Here is a 15,506-nt window from a genome sequence, read left to right on the forward strand (position 1 = left end):
ACCAATGAAAAAAGCTCTTGATTTCATTAAGGCAGTAACACCGCTGAAAATGTTTATTACCGGCTGTGTTTTAGGTCTGGCAGCAACGTTTATAGAAAAACCGTTGCCGGGTATATTCTTAGGACTACGATTATTAAGTTTTATATTATGTATCGGAGCCATTATAAAATATTTCAATAGAAAATAAAAGCGTTATTCATATAACGCTTTTATTTTTTGCCATAATACCTCGTCAAAATCCGATAAGGCCATATTGCTGCCATCGGCGGCATCGCCCATCCGGATAACAACCATCTTCCTGGAAGGGATGATGTATATTTTCTGATCGTTTTTACCCAGTGCCATTACCATATCTGCCGGTGCGGAAGGAATAATACTTCCCGGCAGCTGCAGCTGGCTTTGCGGTAAATGATAGCTTGATTTTCCATTCAGCCACCACAAATAACCATAAGCTAGGTTGATGTTTTGAGAGGTATTGGTTGCCTCGTTAAAATAAGTTTCGTTTAAAATCGGATCGGTATTCCACCTGCCTTTATTCAGCATCAGTAAACCAAAGCGTGCCATGCTTCGGGTAGTGCTCCAGTAAACGCTCAGTCCGTCGCTGGTGTTGATCCACATTCCGTTCATCCCGATTTTATCCCGGAGTCTGGTATTGAAATAACTGCTGAAAGAGGTATGGGAAGCGGCAGCGACCACATCCTGCAATTTTACATATACATTGTCATAAGCCCATCGCGTTCCGGCATCGGCAGTATAGGTTAAACAATCGGGAGTAACACAATCGCCATTGGCAGCATCGTCCAGTCCGGATGTCATGGTAAGCAGATGCCTGTTGGTAATTAAATTCTCTTTAGCCAATGGGGCGCTGGTCCATCCGGTATTCAGATAATCGGATACTTTATTGTTGATGTTCAGCAAACCTTCCTGTTGTGCAATTCCGGTCATCGTTGCCGTAAGGGTTTTGCCGGCACTTGCCCAATACCAGTTTGCCGTAGCGGTATGACCGTTGAAATACTGTTCCATCACGATTCGTCCGTTTACAAGTATAATAAACGATTTGCTGTGCTTTTGATTTAAATAATCCAAAAGCGGCTGTACGGCGTTATTGTTCCAGCCCAGCTCTGCCAGGCTCCTGGTTTCCCAAACGGTGCTCCCGGAGGTTACAGGCGGGAAATACATGCTTTCGCCCGGAGTAACCGGAACAACAGGTGTAGTATCGGAAACGGCTTCATTATCAGCACTGCAGCTCATCAAGCTGATTGCCGTAAAAACAGTAAGGAAAATTCTTTTCATCGGGTGAGGGTTTGTTGTAGGACTCCAAAAATATTAAATAGTTTAATCAGAACTGTTTTTTCCATCTAAATTTAGTTTTTGCCATATTAAAAGGTAAATTTGTAAAAATGTTTATGCCATGAAAAAAATAATTTCGTCATTGCTGATTTGTTTGGTTTTTACAGCTTGTAACCAAAAAATTGAAGATACAGATATCGCCAAAATTAACGGCTATTGGGAAATCGAGAAAGCGGTCATGCCGGACGGAAGCAGTAAAGAATATTCAATTAATCCTACTATTGATTATTTTGAGATAAAGAACAACAAGGGATTTCGTAAAAAAGTGATGCCGCAGCTTGACGGGACTTACCTGGTGAGTGAACTGGATGAAAAAGTAGCTATTGTAAAAGAAGATAAGCATGTATATTTAAAGTATACTACGGCTTATGCGAAATGGAAGGAAGAACTGGTAAAAATATCCGATGAGGAACTGGTTCTTAAGAATGAGCATGATATGGAATACCATTACAAAAAAGCGACTTCATTTTCAATTAAATAAGCATGGCGAAACGATTTAATGAAGAATCTCCGATAGGGGATGTTTTAAAGCAGTTCATTCAGGATAACCGCTTGCAGTCCGGGATGGATAAGATTGATGTAAGGGATGCCTGGAAAAACCTGATGGGTAACGGTGTAAACAACTATACTACAGAAATAGCCTTAAAAGGAACAACCTTGTATGTTGCCCTTTCTTCGGCAGTGCTTAGGGAAGAGCTGAGCTACGGAAAAGAAAAGATTATCGCAATGATCAACGAGGAATTGCGGAAAGACCTGGTGAAAGACTTGGTATTACGATAAAAAAAGCAGGATATTACTCCTGCTTTTTTGTTTTGATTTCTAAAAGGCCATTGCGGCTTTTTTAGTCTTTTTGTAAACACTGGTACCGCCTTTCCAGGTTTCCAGTACCGGAATGTTGCGCAGCTTTTTATAAGCGATATTCAATAGTAACGGATCTTCTTCCAGGATCACAAAATCGGCGAAATAACCTTCCTGTAATGACCCCACCCATTTATCGGCATGACATTGCCAGGCGGCATCATAAGTAACGGCTAATAACGCCTCTTCAACGGTTAAGCGCTCTTTCGGATTTAACACATTATCCGGATAGGAAGCCGGTGAACCTTCCATGATACGGGTAATGGACTGTTCCATTAAACGCAGCGGTCCAAGCGGACTAACACTGTGGTCTGTATGCAGTGTTATTCTTAAACCGGCATTCAGGGCAGATTTACACAAATCCAGTTTTTCGGCTTTATCTTCAAAAATGGCTTCACGGAAAGCATAACCCCAATAGCCGACATGCCCGATCAGGAAGCTGGGAACTATTCCCAAATCTTTCATGTCTTTGATCTGGTCGTCCGTAAGGATAGAGCAGTGCTCAATACGGTGCATGCGGTCGGTAATGACTTTCTTTTTATCGGAAGCATCCTTAAAGGCATCGCGGTAAACCTCAATCGCATAAGCAACAGCAACGTCACCGTTGGCATGGATCATTAACGGCCATTCTTTTTCGGAAACAATCCTTTTAACCAGCGTTCTGTAGTCGTCCGGTAACTCCTTCGGATGCGGGTCCGATTCCGGGAAGTTGAAAGCACCGTAGTTATTATCCGGATTACAGCAATATTTTTCAGACTGATAGCCGGTTAATCCCTGATTGGAACCATCGGAAATAATCTTGATACTGCCGTAATAAACATCTTCATAGTTTTGAACCGGGACATAAGTCGCAAGACTGTCAATTTCTTTCGAAGTTATCGTCTGGGCAGCACCGATCCGCACTTTTCGCTGATGGAAAGTCAGGTATGTTTCCAGTATTGTTTTCTGCAAAGCATTCATACCGGCATCATACATAAACGTAATACCTCTTGAAACAGCTGTTTCGAACTGCTCGTTCAGGTTGCGGAAGATCGATAAGGCGGCTTCGGCTATCTGAAAGGACGGTATGCTCTTTAAAGCCGGTGCGATACCCACCTCTTCCTGAAGCTGCCCGTTTGTTTTGGCTTTATAATCTTCAAAAGTAGGATAAGTGGGTTTTAAGGCCGCTTCATTTTTTTCATATACAATCTTTAACGCTTTGGTGTTCACATAAGCCGTATGCATCGAAGCACTGGTCATGAATAGCGGATAATCGCGTACAATGGTGTCCAGATAATCACAGTCGAAAGTAATCAGCTGATTCAGTCCGCCGGGAACATCACTTTTCTGAAAAGGCATTAATGCCGGGTCCACACCGCATCCTAAAATCCAGCTGCCTATGGAAAGCTTGGTCTGATGCTTTTTGATGTACGCTTTTATTTGTTTGCTCAGCCAGGTTTTGTCGTAAACCTTTCTCAGATCCTGACCTTTATAAGGACCCAGATCCAGCCAGCTTCCGGTTAGGGCAGAAGGAACTATATGTACATGGGGTTCGATCAGGCCGGGTAATAAAGTCTGCTGTTTTTTTAATTTTTTAGTCTTATGAGTGATTCCGTTGGAATTCATCGTGTCTGTTACCGATTGTAAAGTACCCACAGCAACCACTTTTCCGTCATGAATCCCGATAGCTTCTACGGTATCCATCTTTCCGTTGATCAATGGTCTGATCGTACCGCCGTGAATTACTAATGATTCCGATTCAGGGGCAATAGCCAGATCCCGGTTTTCGGAAAGTTTGGCAATTTGTGACGGGCTGAATAAATCCTGCTCTAAAGTTTTAAGAATAGGGCTGTTGCAGGAGCAATGGGTGCAACCATGATGAATGCTTTCGTGCTGATTCATAACTATTTGGTTTTGTTGATATTACTTTGAATAGACCAGGCAAAATCAAGTTGTACCTGATTTTTGAATAACTTCATGTCTTTCATGTCGATATACTGATCGGTTGCATAACCTACACCAATCTGGGTAGCCAAAGCATGACAGGTCATACAGTTGGTCTGAACACCATACTGATAGGTTTTGTTATAATTGTTCGGAATATTAAACGTACCTGGTCCGAAAGAGCCTTCAAGATAAGGGTTGAAAGAGATCATCGGTTTTGCGCCTTTGTCCGTTCCTCCGGTTATCGGCTGGTTAGGCCATACCATCGTGTAAGAAGTGGAAACGGCATAATTGGCAGCTGCACCTTTGATTTGTTTTGGACGTAATTTAGCAAGGAAAGTAGAACTCGGAGTAAATGGTGTTTCCGGATTGTAACTCCAGAAATACGTCTGCCAGGTCCAGTTGCTGATTTCTTTGGTGCCTACGTGCATGGCCATTAACAATACGTAATCACCGGCTTTAAACTGATCTTCTTTTTTATTCTGATGTTCATTAAGATATGCCGCTGTTTTTTGGTCGATTTTCATATAAAGGAAATCACTCAGGTTACAGCTTGCGGCCTTAATTTGCGCAGGTGTAGGATTGGCAGTGGTTACCGGTGTTATGTTGGTATTGGACTGTTTGTTGTTGATGTCGGCATACACAAAAGTCTGCCAGTCATTATAACCGTAAACTTTTGCCGGATTGGGAGTTCCGGGCCATACAGGAACTTTGATAAAGCCGTTATTGTCCGGTTTTCCTGCATAGTATGTTGGCTTGGTGGTAATGGCAGCTGCCGGGAAATCCGGTATTTTTCCAATACCGTCTTTCACCTGGTATTGGTTCAATACGGATTGATTGAAAATTAAATTTTCGGTAGCAAAACAAGCTGCTGCAGGATTGTAGGCAACCGTTTCAAAAACTTTAAATTTGGTACTGTCAATTACCGCCTTTTTATTGGCAAATAACATTCCGTGTACAAACTGTTTCGGAACATTTAATGGTGTTCGCTGTTTTTTGATCTGATCACATCCGCCTTGTTTGTTGCCGTCTGCAGCCATTTTAGCCAGTTCTTTAACACCCATCCAGGTTTCAAAAACCATCAGGCTGTCGCCGTTATAAACCTGATTGGATTTTTGGGTAATTCCTGCCCAAAGTCCCCAGGCATGTCGGGCAATACTGGCGGTATCGGCTTTGTTAAGCCAGCCGTAAATTGCAGTTGAATCTTCCGGGAAATTAAAACCGGGAATGTTTAAATTACTTGGAAATTCCTGAGGTTTAATACCGGGAACGATAGCAGCCAGTTTGGCATTTGCTTCCTCTGCTTTTTCTTTTTTACAGGAAACCAGCGATGTGATTCCTAGAGCAGTCAAGGCTATTCCGATAGCCATTGCCTTGGTTTTGTGTAGTGTTTTCATAATTGTTTTTGTTAGTTTGGGTAATGTTTCGTTTCAAAAAGCACTTATACCTGTATGCAGATGCTAAGGTTTTAGGTAAAAGTAGCGCCTTGAAAAAACGTATTATAGCGTATAACTACCCGTTTTTAACAGTTATATTGTATAATTAATAAAAAACAACAAGAAAGTGACCCGTGTTATTAATAGCGATGGTGCTGTGGGAAAGTAAAAGGAATAAAAAAAGGCTGTTCATCGAACAGCCTTTTAAATATAAGGTATCTTGTATTAGAATTGCTCTCTTCCTGCAAAATGGAAAGCACCTTCAATAGCAGCATTTTCATCACTGTCAGATCCGTGAACAGCATTTTCTCCAATAGAAGTAGCATATTTTTTACGGATAGTTCCTTCAGCAGCTTCAGCTGGGTTTGTAGCACCAATTAAAGTTCTGAAAGCCTCAACAGCGTTATCTTTTTCTAAGATAGCAGCAACGATTGGTCCTCTTGACATGAACTCCACTAATTCTCCGTAGAAAGGTCTTTCACTGTGAACAGCGTAAAATTTCTGAGCGTCAGCTACAGTTAATTGCGTTAATTTCATAGATACGATTCTGAAACCAGCTTCAGTAATCATGTTAATAATTCCTCCGATGTGTCCTTTTTCAACAGCATCAGGCTTAATCATAGTGAATGTTCTATTCGTTGCCATTTTGATTTGTTTAAATTTTTTGCAAAAGTAGTATTTTTAAAATAAATAAAACCGATTTCGTATTGCTGAAATTGTTATTTCGTTCAGAAAAGTTATAAAAACAGCAACAGCCTTATAAAACTAAAACCGAAAATTCCTGTTCCAGTGGTTTTAATTGTTTTAGTAAAGCGTCGTTTAAGGCCGGGCCAAATTCCAGATAAAACTCCGAAAAGTTAGCAAAACGCTCCTGTAAACTCTGGTTGGGAAACAATTCGTTCTGTAAATCGGTGATGCGGCGCAGCTTTTCTTCATGCTGGCGTTTTTCGGCTTTTAACAAGCGTTTTTCCAGGTTTTCCAATCCTTTTACCTGCTTTGTTTCCTGTGCTTTTACAGCACCGTAAAAGGAAGCATCTGTTCTGTTTGCCATGTCCATCAGGTTTTTAAACTGTTGCGACAGGTGATTTTTCTGTTCGGTAAAATCAATTGTAAATTCCGAAAATGCTTTGGTTTTAGCGGTAACCAATTCACCTTGTCTGGTGAATAAATCAGACCAGCTCAATTGTAAATTGTCGGCTTTCTGAGCTTGTTTTACCGTTGCGATCAAAGCGGAATTCCGTAATAACAAGATCGGAAAAGTAACATTGGACGCTTCAAAAAGGGATTTCAGCTCAAACCAGTATGCCAGTTCACCGCCTCCGCCAATATAGCAAAGGTTGGGTAAAATAACCTCCTGGTATAGCGGTCGCATGATAACATTAGGACTGAATTTTTCGGGATGACTTTCCAGCTCGGTTAGCAGCTCGCTTTCCGTAAAAGTGCGGGAAGTGGTGTTCACGATATATTTCCCGTTTTCAAAAACAATACGTTCCCTTAAATTGTCCTCTATATAGAATAGGTTGATTTCGCGCGGATTTACCTGAACCGTATAGGATTTGAGTAACCCGGCAGTTTCGGTTACTTTCCCGAAAGCATATTGTTCCAGTAATTCCTTTTTGAGATACGGGACAAACAGTTTTTTTAAGGATGCGTTATCGGCATCAATAATCACCAATCCCTGTTCCCGGAACAATTCGTTGGCTAAAAAACGGGTGGCATCTGCCAGGTTATCCTGTTTCAGATAAGCGTTTTTGAATAGCTGGCGTAAATATTCTGCATGATCCCCGATACCCAGTTCTTTCGAAAAAACATCGAAAACATTTTCCAGTCCTTCCGTCGAAAGACGGCCTACAGGACCGTGGCTTTCTTTATTCCATTTGATCTTTTTGTTTTTGAAATTGAAATAATTGATCTCTTCAAAATCATGATCTTCGGTAGCCATCCAATATACCGGTACAAAATTATAACCGGGATAGGCTGCTTTTAATTCTTTGGCTAAATTGATGGTCGAAACAATCTTATAAAGAAAATACAGCGGACCGGTAAATAAATTTAACTGATGTCCTGTTGTTATCGTAAAAGTATTGACTTCTTTTAAAAGAGCAATATGCTGCCGGGTTGCTTCCGAAGTATTCACGGAACGATATTGTTCTTTAAGAACGGCCGCTAAAGTATTTCTGTGGGCCGGATTGAAATTATTTCCTTTTTCTTCGAGCTGTAATTTGAAATTTTCCAGAGAAGGAAAACGATGGTATAAGGACTGTGTTTCTGTTTTTTTATCTAAATAATCAACAATTAACTTCGAAAAATAATTGGATTCTTGATAGCTGATACAGTCAGTAGGCATAATAAATATGGTTATGTATATATGTGTTTTACAAAAAATAAAGGTAAATATTATGCCTCTTTAAAATCCCAAGTTATTGTTAATTTTTTTGAAGGAGCATCAGGGTATCAAAAGAACAGGATGCCCTTTTGCTAATAAATTCCGGTTATTTCCGGGTTACTTTTTTTTATTTTCCAGAACCACTTTGGCAATATTCCGGGTAATCTCCGTTGGAGAATGGCAGTCGCAATTGCTAAATCCTATCACATAAATATCCTCACCCGGGACATAAACGCCCATGCTTTTAAAACCGAAAAGACTTCCGCCATGTTCTCTTGTAGGCGTTCCGTCGATGTCTTTTAGGTGCCATCCGTATCCATAAGAGAAGGTTTCACCATTGTTTAACGGGTATTTCTGAAAAGCTTTTTTGGTCTCCGTCGAATTCAGTAAAACATTTTGGTTTAACGCATTTTGCCATTTCAGCATATCATCAACAGTAGACATTAATGCGCCAGATGCAAACGGAATACTAAAGCTAATTACGGTTCTGTTCACATATCCGTGTTCTTTTTTATGGTATCCGTATGCCCTTTTAGGGATAATCTGACGATCGGTAGCATAATACGTATGCGTCATTCCGATTTTGTCAAAAATATTCTTTTTGAGGAAATTTTCATAGGTTTCCCCGGAAGCCTGCTCAATAATATAACCTAACAGGACATAGCCGGAATTGTTGTACTCAAACTTTTCACCCGGTGCAAAATCAACAGTTTCGTTTTTGAAAAAATCGACCACCATTTCCGGTTTCATCTCTTTTTGCGCAATTGATGAAAGGGACTTCATTTTAGTAAATTCCTTAATACCCGAAGTATGCGTGAGCAGGTGATGAATCGTTATTTTATCTCCCGATGGATAGTCTTTGCTATATTTTGAAACAGCATCGTTAACATTCAGTTTTCCCTGTTCTTCCAGCATCAAAATGGCTACAGCTGTAAATTGTTTGGTTATCGAACCTATCTGGAAAACATTTTCCGGTGTCATGTTCACATCCAGTTCAAGATTGGCTTTTCCAAAGGCTTTACGGTATAAACTTTTGCCTTTCTGGGTAACCACAAATACGCCTCCCGGACCATTTTGATCGTTAAATTCGGTACGGATAAGGCTGTCTATTTTGGTTTCGAGTTTTTTGGACAGACCCGGTTTTTTCTGAGAAAAGGCGAATTGAAAAGAGAGTAGTATCGCTAAAAATAAAGGAGCTGTAATTTGTTTCACGGGTACAGTATTGGGTTGCTGTTTTAAGGTACTAAAATAACTTTTTTAGGATTACATTTTTCTTTTTGACTACAAAAAAGACCGGATTCTTTCCGGTTTATAGGAATGGCATATTGGGCGATGATGCTCCGGACAACATGAAATTTTCCGGCAGTATAAGCGATAATTTTTGTAATTAAGCTAAAATTGTGGTAATTATTTAATATTGCAACTGTTTTTAAATCAGGTATTTGTGTTTTTGTTTTAGTGAATTTTTTAAAAAGATTAGGAAATGTCAAAAACATTTTACAAAATTTGCACAGTGAAATATTAATAACCTTTAAAAAACGAAGAAAAATGTTTGTAATCAAATCATTATCTATCAGTCAGGCATCAAAGCAAAATGATGTGGCTGTTCTTCGTGGCTCACAATCGTAGAAATTTTCTTTCCAGGATATGTAAAGCCCGAAGACAATTAGTTTCGGGCTTTTTTGTATACTTTTTATACTTCAAAGCTTCCGGTTTTTGAACCTTATTTATCCGTTTGGATAATAGTCCGCAAAATCATTTTTGCCATTCCCGATGAATGGCAGTATCGGATGATTTCGCACCAAAAAAATCAAAGTTTATAAAAATGGGAAATAAATTATCCGGGAAAGACCTTATAAAATTGGGTTTTCCTAAAAACAATAGTATCAATATAGCCTTAGGGCAAATCAACAGATATCGGAAAAGAGAAAAAAAAGAGAGCATTTTAACGGAAGCAAAAGCGGTATTGCTTGCTCCTGAAAAGTTCAAAAACCACGGCACCTGGGGAAAGGTTGCAGAAGGATTGGTAAATCCGGTAGCCGTCAGAATGCAGCAGCTGCGTACAACACGGGCACCGTTCACGATTTTTGGAGAAAATGAAATTGACGAACAGGCAAAGTTTCAGCTTTATGATGCTTTAAAACTGCCAATAGCCGTTGCAGGTGCTTTAATGCCGGATGCACATTCCGGTTACGGCCTACCAATCGGCGGGGTGCTGGCAACAGAAAACGCCGTGATTCCTTATGGAGTGGGTGTCGATATTGGCTGCCGGATGAGTCTGTCCATCTTCGATCTGCCGGCTGCGTTTCTGAAAGGAAAAGAGTTGCAGCTACAGGCAATCCTGAAAGAACATACCAAATTCGGGATGTATGAAACCCATGCGACCAAAGCCGATCATGAGGTGTTTTCCAGACCGGAGTTTAAAGAAATTCCTTTTGTGAAAGCTCTGTTGGATAAGGCTTACAAACAGCTGGGAACTTCCGGCGGCGGGAATCACTTTGTAGAATTCGGGATCGTAAACATTGCCCATCCGCTACAGGAATGGAAAATAGAAGCCGGCGAATATTTTGCTGTTTTATCACACAGCGGTTCCCGCGGACTGGGCGCCAATATCGCCAAACAGTATACCTATCTGGCAGGCAAACAATGTCCGTTGCCTAAAAATGTACAGCATCTGGCATGGCTGGATCTGAATACCCATGACGGGCAGGAATACTGGAGTGCTATGAATTTAGCCGGTGATTATGCGAAAGCCTGCCATGACGATATCCATAGAAGGATCGCGAAAATATTAGGCAAAAGAGTAGTGGCAACAATAGAAAACCATCACAATTTTGCCTGGAAAGAAATGCATCAGGGAAAAGAGTGTATCGTTCACCGGAAAGGAGCGACACCGGCTGCCGAAGGACAATTGGGGATTATTCCCGGTTCGATGACAGCCCCCGGTTATATCGTGATGGGAAAAGGCAATGCAGCCAGTCTGAATTCGGCTTCACACGGCGCCGGAAGATTGTTTTCGAGAGCAAAGTGCAAAACCACTTTTACGCAGAGCGATATTAAAAAGGAACTCCGGAAACATGATGTAGCGCTCATTGGCGGCGGAATAGACGAAGCACCAATGGCTTATAAAGACATCATGAAAGTGATGGACAACCAGCAGGAACTGGTAACGGTTTTGGGCACATTCACGCCTAAAATTGTTAGAATGGACCGATAACAGAACTGGTCTGATTTCCGAATCAGACCGGTTTTAAAACCGAAAAACATGAAACGATTTCAAGACGAAAATAAGAGAAGCTATAATTTCACAGAAGCTATAGCTGTTAAATGTCCCAAATGCCATAAACAGGCAAGCGTTACAAAAAAACCTGACGGGAAAAAAGGTTACGGCTACACTAAAATTTTAGCATGCAGGCACTGCCACTTTTCACAGCAGGGCGGCATGATTAAATATAAGGCCGTTGTGGATCAGTATTGCTGTAACAATAGCGAAAAGGTTAACTATGAATCGCAGCTTTTAAATGAAAAACCGGAAACGGTACGCTTAAAATGCGGCAGCTGCAATGAGATAAAAGCCTTTAAACCCAAAATAGTGGAAGTGTATATGCAATTTGTGACCGATGAAAATAATTACAGGGAATGCTGCTTTAATACGGAATTATGGTTTCAGACCGCTGTGAAGGGAAATATATTCTGGGCGTATAACGAAGCGCATATCGGATATATGGAACGTTATATTGCTGCTGATTTAAGAGAAAGAAACAGCCAGTATAACGGTGGTAAAACAATGGTGGCCAGTCTGCCGGGATTTATTAAAGACGCAAAAAACAGAGAGAAGCTTTTAAAAGCGATACAACAATGGAAAGGATCATACAGATAACTTCCGGAAGAGGTCCGGAAGAATGTTCCTGGGTGGCCGCCCAGGTACTTAAAAAAGTACTGGAAGAGGCAAAAGAAAAGGGGATGGAAGCCAGAGTGCTGCAACGGGAATCCGGACAGGAAAACGGGACGGTCAATACGGCCACAGTGCTTGTAGAAGGATCCGGAAGTGCTGAATTTGCAGATTCATGGATTGGAACGATTCAATGGATCGGGCAGAGCCAGTTCCGGAAAATGCACAAAAGAAAGAATTGGTTTATCGGAATTTTTGAAGTACGGCAATCCGCGAAAGCGCAGATTTCGTATACAGATATTAAGTACCAGGCCATGCGAAGCTCCGGAGCCGGAGGGCAGCATGTGAACAAAGTGAGCTCGGCCGTTCGTGCCGTTCATGTTCCTACGGGCATTGCGGCAGTGGCAATGGAAAGCCGTTCGCAGCATCAGAATAAAAAAACAGCGACCGAACGCTTAATCCAAAAACTGGAAGCGGCAACTCTGGAACAGCTAAAAGAAGAAGTGAACCAACAATGGGAAAACCAGCTCCAAATTGAAAGAGGAAATCCCAAACGGGTGTTTAGCGGAACCGATTTTAAAAAACAAAAAACGGATAAAAGCTATAAAGCCACCCGGCAACAATTAAAAAATAATTTGCAAAACTATATCGAATGAAAACAGATAAATTAGATAAGTTTTTGTTTCAGGCTATGGATGCCTATCCTTCTTATCTGGAAGAAACAGTAGAATCATTAGGCTATGCCTTGTCATACGACGAAAAGAATACAATGGCATTGTGCCTTTTCGGCCGACTGCATGCAGAGCAGTTATATGATTATGAAAGCGCAAAAATGTACTTTGAACAGGCGCTGTCAGAAAATATTAACGCACTGGAGGTCTATCCGTATTTTATTGATACGCTTCTGATCAATGAAGATTACGGGCAGGCCGGGAAACTAATTGATTTCGCCTTAACAATTAAAGGCTGTAATAAAGCGGAAATTCTGTTAAAGAAAGTAATGTTTCTGGAAAGAAAAAGAGACTTCAAGCAAGCCAAAGCGGTTTTGAAAGAAGTAAAGCTGCATTCGTATAATTCCGATTTACATTATTTTATTTCCGATACGGAAAAGCGTATCAAAGAGAAAATGGAATTAACCGGTTTAAAAAAGGATAAAGAGAAAGCCAAAGGCAAGAAAAAAGCGAAATCGAAAAAGAAGAATAAGTAATCGTTAAAAAGTGAAAGGCATCCCATAAACCGGGATGCCTTTTTTATTGGGAGCTGTAACAAAGCTTTTATTTTAGCGTACTGTTGATCGTGATATTCACATTTTTAGAAACTTTTTTACTCACAATGCTGGGAATGTCAATTCCGAAATCGTCTACATTCACATTAAATGCGGCATTGATAACGATGTCTTCACCGCTCTTCTGTATCTTGGCGGGTATGATAACATCCTTTGTTTTTCCGTGTAATTCCAGTTTTCCCCTGATGGCAAAGTCTTTCGCAGATTCCGATAGGGCGCTCAGCTTGAAATTATCGATTTTCCCTTTAAAAGTGGCTTTGGGATAACGGTCGCTTTCAATGTAATTTTCATTGAAATGTTCTTCCATCAGTGCAATCTTGAAACGAAAGCTTTTTACCAGAATAAGGCTGGCAATTTCGCCGGTGTCCGTATTCAATACAAAAGTGGCGTTGCGGCTGTTCGCTTTTACTTCTTCAAAGGCAGGAACAGAGGCTTCAAAAGTTATTTCCCCGGTTTTGGTCACTTTTTTAGATTGTGCGGATAAAGAACCAAAAGAGAGGAATAGTGCGAAAACAAATAGTGCTCTTTTCATGATTTAGGGTGTTTTACTGTTCTACAAGACCGGTATTATTCCATTCTATAATTTTATTAATCGAAGTTTGCGGCAGCCGGGTTCCGCCATTCGGCATCATTCCCGGTGCTCCCTGCGCCCGTGTGATCCTGTCGATCAACCCTCTGTTCAGTACGGCATTTTTAACATCGGCATAGGTGGTTAACGACATTGGAGCGCCATTTGACGGCACGGTTCCATGGCAGGAAATACAATTATTGTCAATAATACTTTTAACGCTATTGGCGTAGGTTACAGGACCGGTATTGGTATCGGTTCCCACAAGATTGGAGTCGGTTTCATTGGTACAGCCGGCTAACAATACAAATAGAAATGAGATAAAAAGTATTTTTGTGAATTTCATTGTTATTGCAATTATTTAGTTAAAGTTATGATTAAAAATTTAAATTATAGAAAATAATATTGTTAATTTTGTGATATTAAAATAATTATTATGAGAAAAGGTAAAATAATAATAATCCTCGTTATTCTGGCACTTTTGGGCTTTGGTGCTTATTCATATTTGTATCAGGGACATCGTGATATTGCCTCTGAAAAGCAAAGCTATCTGGTTACGGCAAATTCTATTTTTGAAGAATTTAAAACCAACGAAACCAAAGCCAATGAAAAATATCTGGACAAGGCTATAGAAGTATACGGGAAAGTAACGGGTATGGATTTGGAAACCAATTCTGTTATTATTGATGAAAAGCTTTTTATTGTTTTTAAGGATAAAATTAAAGAAGGTGAAATGATGCTGTTATCCAATGTAAATGTGAAAGGGAGATTTATCGGCTATGATGACCTGCTGGGTGAATTGAAAATGGATGAAGGTTCTGTTGTAAAATAAAATACAGACCATTGCCGTCCGAAACACCAAAATCATCGTATAGATAAGTATAACCATTATACCCAAAAAAGTAATTATATGAAAAAAACCTTACTCACCTTATGCTTATTGCCTTTCTGCTCCTTTGCGCAAGATGATTTACTTTCTCAGATTGATACCGTAAAAACGGATAATAAAGTCGAAGCTGTTTTTAAATCTTTGAAAATTGTTAATCTGGAATCTACAAAATTAGCCTCGAAAGGCGACTTTTATTTTATAGTGGCGCACCGTTTTTCGTATGTTAAAAACGGGTTTTCCGACTTTTTTGGAATGGACGATGCAAACACCCAGATTAAGTTTGTATACGGAATCAATAACTGGCTAACGGCACATGTGTCCAGAAGCGGTTTTGAAAAAACCTATGAAATGGCGCTGAAATACAGACTGATGTCGCAGGAAAAAAATGGCTTCCCGGTAACTCTGGTTGGGTTTAACAGCCTGGCGATCAATTCGGAATTAAAGAAAGACGATTTTCCGAATCTGAAATTTGAGAACCGACTCAGTTATGTGACCCAGTTATTAGTGTCCCGAAAGTTTACGGAAAGATTATCGCTGGAACTGGCACCCTCCTATTTTCATCAAAATACCCTGCGGGATTTTCTGGATGCCGATAATAATGTGGTATTGCCCAATCCGCAGTCCAACGATCAGTTTGCATTGGGAATGGGAGGACGATACAAGCTCACCAAACGCTGGTCCATTAATATGGATTATGCGGCACACCTGAACCGTGCCAAACATTCTATCTACACCAATCCGTTGTCAATAGGGGTCGATCTTGAAACCGGAGGGCATGTTTTCCAGATGCACTTTACCAATTCGAGAGCGATGCATGAGGCAGGATTCCTGGGAGCAACCACCGGGAACTGGTCCAAAGGAGAAATCGCATTCGGCTTTAATTTAGTCCGCGTGTTTTAATAAAAAAAGTCCCGAATCT

Annotated in this window: 18 protein-coding genes; 9 read left to right on the top strand and 9 right to left on the bottom strand. The window is 40.5% G+C overall.

All coding sequences use genetic code 11. The annotated features are described in order from the left end of the window. Nucleotides 1-4: 4 nt before the first annotated feature. The gene (locus tag HW120_RS08165; protein WP_177733047.1) at nt 5-187 is read left to right on the top strand and encodes a hypothetical protein; all 183 of its coding nucleotides are present in this window, start codon (nt 5-7) and stop codon (nt 185-187) included. 5 nt (nt 188-192) lie between these two features. Here HW120_RS08165 and HW120_RS08170 read toward each other — a convergent pair whose 3' ends face one another. Beyond that, nucleotides 193-1,293 carry a serine hydrolase domain-containing protein gene (locus tag HW120_RS08170; protein ID WP_177733049.1) on the bottom strand — a complete coding sequence of 367 codons (1,101 nt, stop codon included), beginning with the start codon at nt 1,291-1,293 and terminating at the stop codon, nt 193-195. A gap of 118 nt (nt 1,294-1,411) precedes the next feature. Between HW120_RS08170 and HW120_RS08175 the strand changes: the two genes are divergently transcribed. Both HW120_RS08175 and HW120_RS08180 read left to right on the top strand, forming a co-directional pair. Continuing rightward, complete coding sequence (locus HW120_RS08175) at nt 1,412-1,831, top strand: lipocalin family protein (RefSeq protein WP_177733051.1); 420 nt, start codon at nt 1,412-1,414, stop codon at nt 1,829-1,831. Nucleotides 1,832-1,833: 2 nt separating this feature from the next. Beyond that, nucleotides 1,834-2,130 carry a DUF721 domain-containing protein gene (locus tag HW120_RS08180; protein WP_177733053.1) on the top strand — a complete coding sequence of 99 codons (297 nt, stop codon included), beginning with the start codon at nt 1,834-1,836 and terminating at the stop codon, nt 2,128-2,130. A gap of 39 nt (nt 2,131-2,169) precedes the next feature. On the opposite strand, the gene HW120_RS08185 is transcribed toward HW120_RS08180, so the two are convergent. From HW120_RS08185 to HW120_RS08210, 6 genes are all read right to left on the bottom strand, one after another. Then, on the bottom strand, nt 2,170-4,089 hold the full coding sequence (locus HW120_RS08185) for an amidohydrolase (protein WP_177733055.1): 1,920 nt from the start codon (nt 4,087-4,089) through the stop codon (nt 2,170-2,172). A gap of 2 nt (nt 4,090-4,091) precedes the next feature. Continuing rightward, on the bottom strand, nt 4,092-5,528 hold the full coding sequence (locus HW120_RS08190) for a hypothetical protein (RefSeq protein ID WP_177733057.1): 1,437 nt from the start codon (nt 5,526-5,528) through the stop codon (nt 4,092-4,094). A 264-nt stretch (nt 5,529-5,792) separates the two neighbouring features. After that, on the bottom strand, nt 5,793-6,212 hold the full coding sequence (locus HW120_RS08195) for a nucleoside-diphosphate kinase (RefSeq protein ID WP_177733059.1): 420 nt from the start codon (nt 6,210-6,212) through the stop codon (nt 5,793-5,795). A gap of 112 nt (nt 6,213-6,324) precedes the next feature. After that, complete coding sequence (gene bshC, locus HW120_RS08200; protein ID WP_177733061.1) at nt 6,325-7,914, bottom strand: bacillithiol biosynthesis cysteine-adding enzyme BshC; 1,590 nt, start codon at nt 7,912-7,914, stop codon at nt 6,325-6,327. A 156-nt stretch (nt 7,915-8,070) separates the two neighbouring features. Then, nucleotides 8,071-9,165, bottom strand: coding sequence for a serine hydrolase domain-containing protein (locus tag HW120_RS08205; protein WP_246297052.1), 1,095 nt, complete (start codon nt 9,163-9,165; stop codon nt 8,071-8,073). Between the two features lie 23 nt (nt 9,166-9,188). Continuing rightward, a complete protein-coding gene (locus HW120_RS08210; protein WP_177733063.1) occupies nt 9,189-9,449 on the bottom strand; it encodes a hypothetical protein in 261 nt (86 codons plus the stop codon). Nucleotides 9,450-9,778: 329 nt separating this feature from the next. Here HW120_RS08210 and HW120_RS08215 point away from each other — a divergent pair, with 329 nt between their 5' ends. From HW120_RS08215 to HW120_RS08230, 4 genes are read left to right on the top strand one after another with little or no spacing between them, the layout of a single operon-like run. Further along, nucleotides 9,779-11,170: an RtcB family protein gene (locus HW120_RS08215; protein ID WP_177733065.1), complete on the top strand. Its 1,392-nt coding sequence runs from the start codon at nt 9,779-9,781 to the stop codon at nt 11,168-11,170. Between the two features lie 48 nt (nt 11,171-11,218). After that, complete coding sequence (locus HW120_RS08220) at nt 11,219-11,833, top strand: hypothetical protein (RefSeq protein WP_177733067.1); 615 nt, start codon at nt 11,219-11,221, stop codon at nt 11,831-11,833. Continuing rightward, on the top strand, nt 11,812-12,501 hold the full coding sequence (gene prfH, locus HW120_RS08225) for a peptide chain release factor H (RefSeq protein WP_177733069.1): 690 nt from the start codon (nt 11,812-11,814) through the stop codon (nt 12,499-12,501). The genes HW120_RS08220 and prfH overlap by 22 nt, the downstream gene beginning before the upstream one ends. Next, nucleotides 12,498-13,052 carry a tetratricopeptide repeat protein gene (locus tag HW120_RS08230; protein WP_177733071.1) on the top strand — a complete coding sequence of 185 codons (555 nt, stop codon included), beginning with the start codon at nt 12,498-12,500 and terminating at the stop codon, nt 13,050-13,052. The genes prfH and HW120_RS08230 overlap by 4 nt, the downstream gene beginning before the upstream one ends. Before the next feature lie 67 nt (nt 13,053-13,119). Here the strand turns inward: HW120_RS08230 and HW120_RS08235 are convergent, their stop codons facing one another. Together HW120_RS08235 and HW120_RS08240 are read right to left on the bottom strand one after the other, a co-directional pair. Further along, the gene (locus tag HW120_RS08235) at nt 13,120-13,662 is read right to left on the bottom strand and encodes a YceI family protein (RefSeq protein WP_177733073.1); all 543 of its coding nucleotides are present in this window, start codon (nt 13,660-13,662) and stop codon (nt 13,120-13,122) included. Between the two features lie 13 nt (nt 13,663-13,675). After that, nucleotides 13,676-14,044 carry a c-type cytochrome gene (locus HW120_RS08240; protein WP_177733075.1) on the bottom strand — a complete coding sequence of 123 codons (369 nt, stop codon included), beginning with the start codon at nt 14,042-14,044 and terminating at the stop codon, nt 13,676-13,678. Nucleotides 14,045-14,134: 90 nt separating this feature from the next. Between HW120_RS08240 and HW120_RS08245 the strand changes: the two genes are divergently transcribed. After that, nucleotides 14,135-14,530: an OB-fold protein gene (locus HW120_RS08245; protein ID WP_177733077.1), complete on the top strand. Its 396-nt coding sequence runs from the start codon at nt 14,135-14,137 to the stop codon at nt 14,528-14,530. A gap of 78 nt (nt 14,531-14,608) precedes the next feature. Further along, nucleotides 14,609-15,487, top strand: a complete 879-nt coding sequence (locus tag HW120_RS08250; protein ID WP_177733079.1) for a DUF5777 family beta-barrel protein — start codon at nt 14,609-14,611, stop codon at nt 15,485-15,487. Nucleotides 15,488-15,506 lie beyond the last annotated feature (19 nt).

This window comes from Flavobacterium inviolabile (genome assembly GCF_013389455.1).
GTDB lineage: Bacteria > Bacteroidota > Bacteroidia > Flavobacteriales > Flavobacteriaceae > Flavobacterium > Flavobacterium inviolabile.

Coding starts and splice junctions, on each gene's coding strand:
- HW120_RS08165 (WP_177733047.1), top strand. CDS start 5: ATGAAAAAAGCTCTTGATTTCATTAAGGCAGTAACACCGCTGAAAATG.
- HW120_RS08170 (WP_177733049.1), bottom strand. CDS start 1,293: ATGAAAAGAATTTTCCTTACTGTTTTTACGGCAATCAGCTTGATGAGC.
- HW120_RS08175 (WP_177733051.1), top strand. CDS start 1,412: ATGAAAAAAATAATTTCGTCATTGCTGATTTGTTTGGTTTTTACAGCT.
- HW120_RS08180 (WP_177733053.1), top strand. CDS start 1,834: ATGGCGAAACGATTTAATGAAGAATCTCCGATAGGGGATGTTTTAAAG.
- HW120_RS08185 (WP_177733055.1), bottom strand. CDS start 4,089: ATGAATCAGCACGAAAGCATTCATCATGGTTGCACCCATTGCTCCTGC.
- HW120_RS08190 (WP_177733057.1), bottom strand. CDS start 5,528: ATGAAAACACTACACAAAACCAAGGCAATGGCTATCGGAATAGCCTTG.
- HW120_RS08195 (WP_177733059.1), bottom strand. CDS start 6,212: ATGGCAACGAATAGAACATTCACTATGATTAAGCCTGATGCTGTTGAA.
- bshC (WP_177733061.1), bottom strand. CDS start 7,914: ATGCCTACTGACTGTATCAGCTATCAAGAATCCAATTATTTTTCGAAG.
- HW120_RS08210 (WP_177733063.1), bottom strand. CDS start 9,449: ATGTTTTTGACATTTCCTAATCTTTTTAAAAAATTCACTAAAACAAAA.
- HW120_RS08215 (WP_177733065.1), top strand. CDS start 9,779: ATGGGAAATAAATTATCCGGGAAAGACCTTATAAAATTGGGTTTTCCT.
- HW120_RS08220 (WP_177733067.1), top strand. CDS start 11,219: ATGAAACGATTTCAAGACGAAAATAAGAGAAGCTATAATTTCACAGAA.
- prfH (WP_177733069.1), top strand. CDS start 11,812: ATGGAAAGGATCATACAGATAACTTCCGGAAGAGGTCCGGAAGAATGT.
- HW120_RS08230 (WP_177733071.1), top strand. CDS start 12,498: ATGAAAACAGATAAATTAGATAAGTTTTTGTTTCAGGCTATGGATGCC.
- HW120_RS08235 (WP_177733073.1), bottom strand. CDS start 13,662: ATGAAAAGAGCACTATTTGTTTTCGCACTATTCCTCTCTTTTGGTTCT.
- HW120_RS08240 (WP_177733075.1), bottom strand. CDS start 14,044: ATGAAATTCACAAAAATACTTTTTATCTCATTTCTATTTGTATTGTTA.
- HW120_RS08245 (WP_177733077.1), top strand. CDS start 14,135: ATGAGAAAAGGTAAAATAATAATAATCCTCGTTATTCTGGCACTTTTG.
- HW120_RS08250 (WP_177733079.1), top strand. CDS start 14,609: ATGAAAAAAACCTTACTCACCTTATGCTTATTGCCTTTCTGCTCCTTT.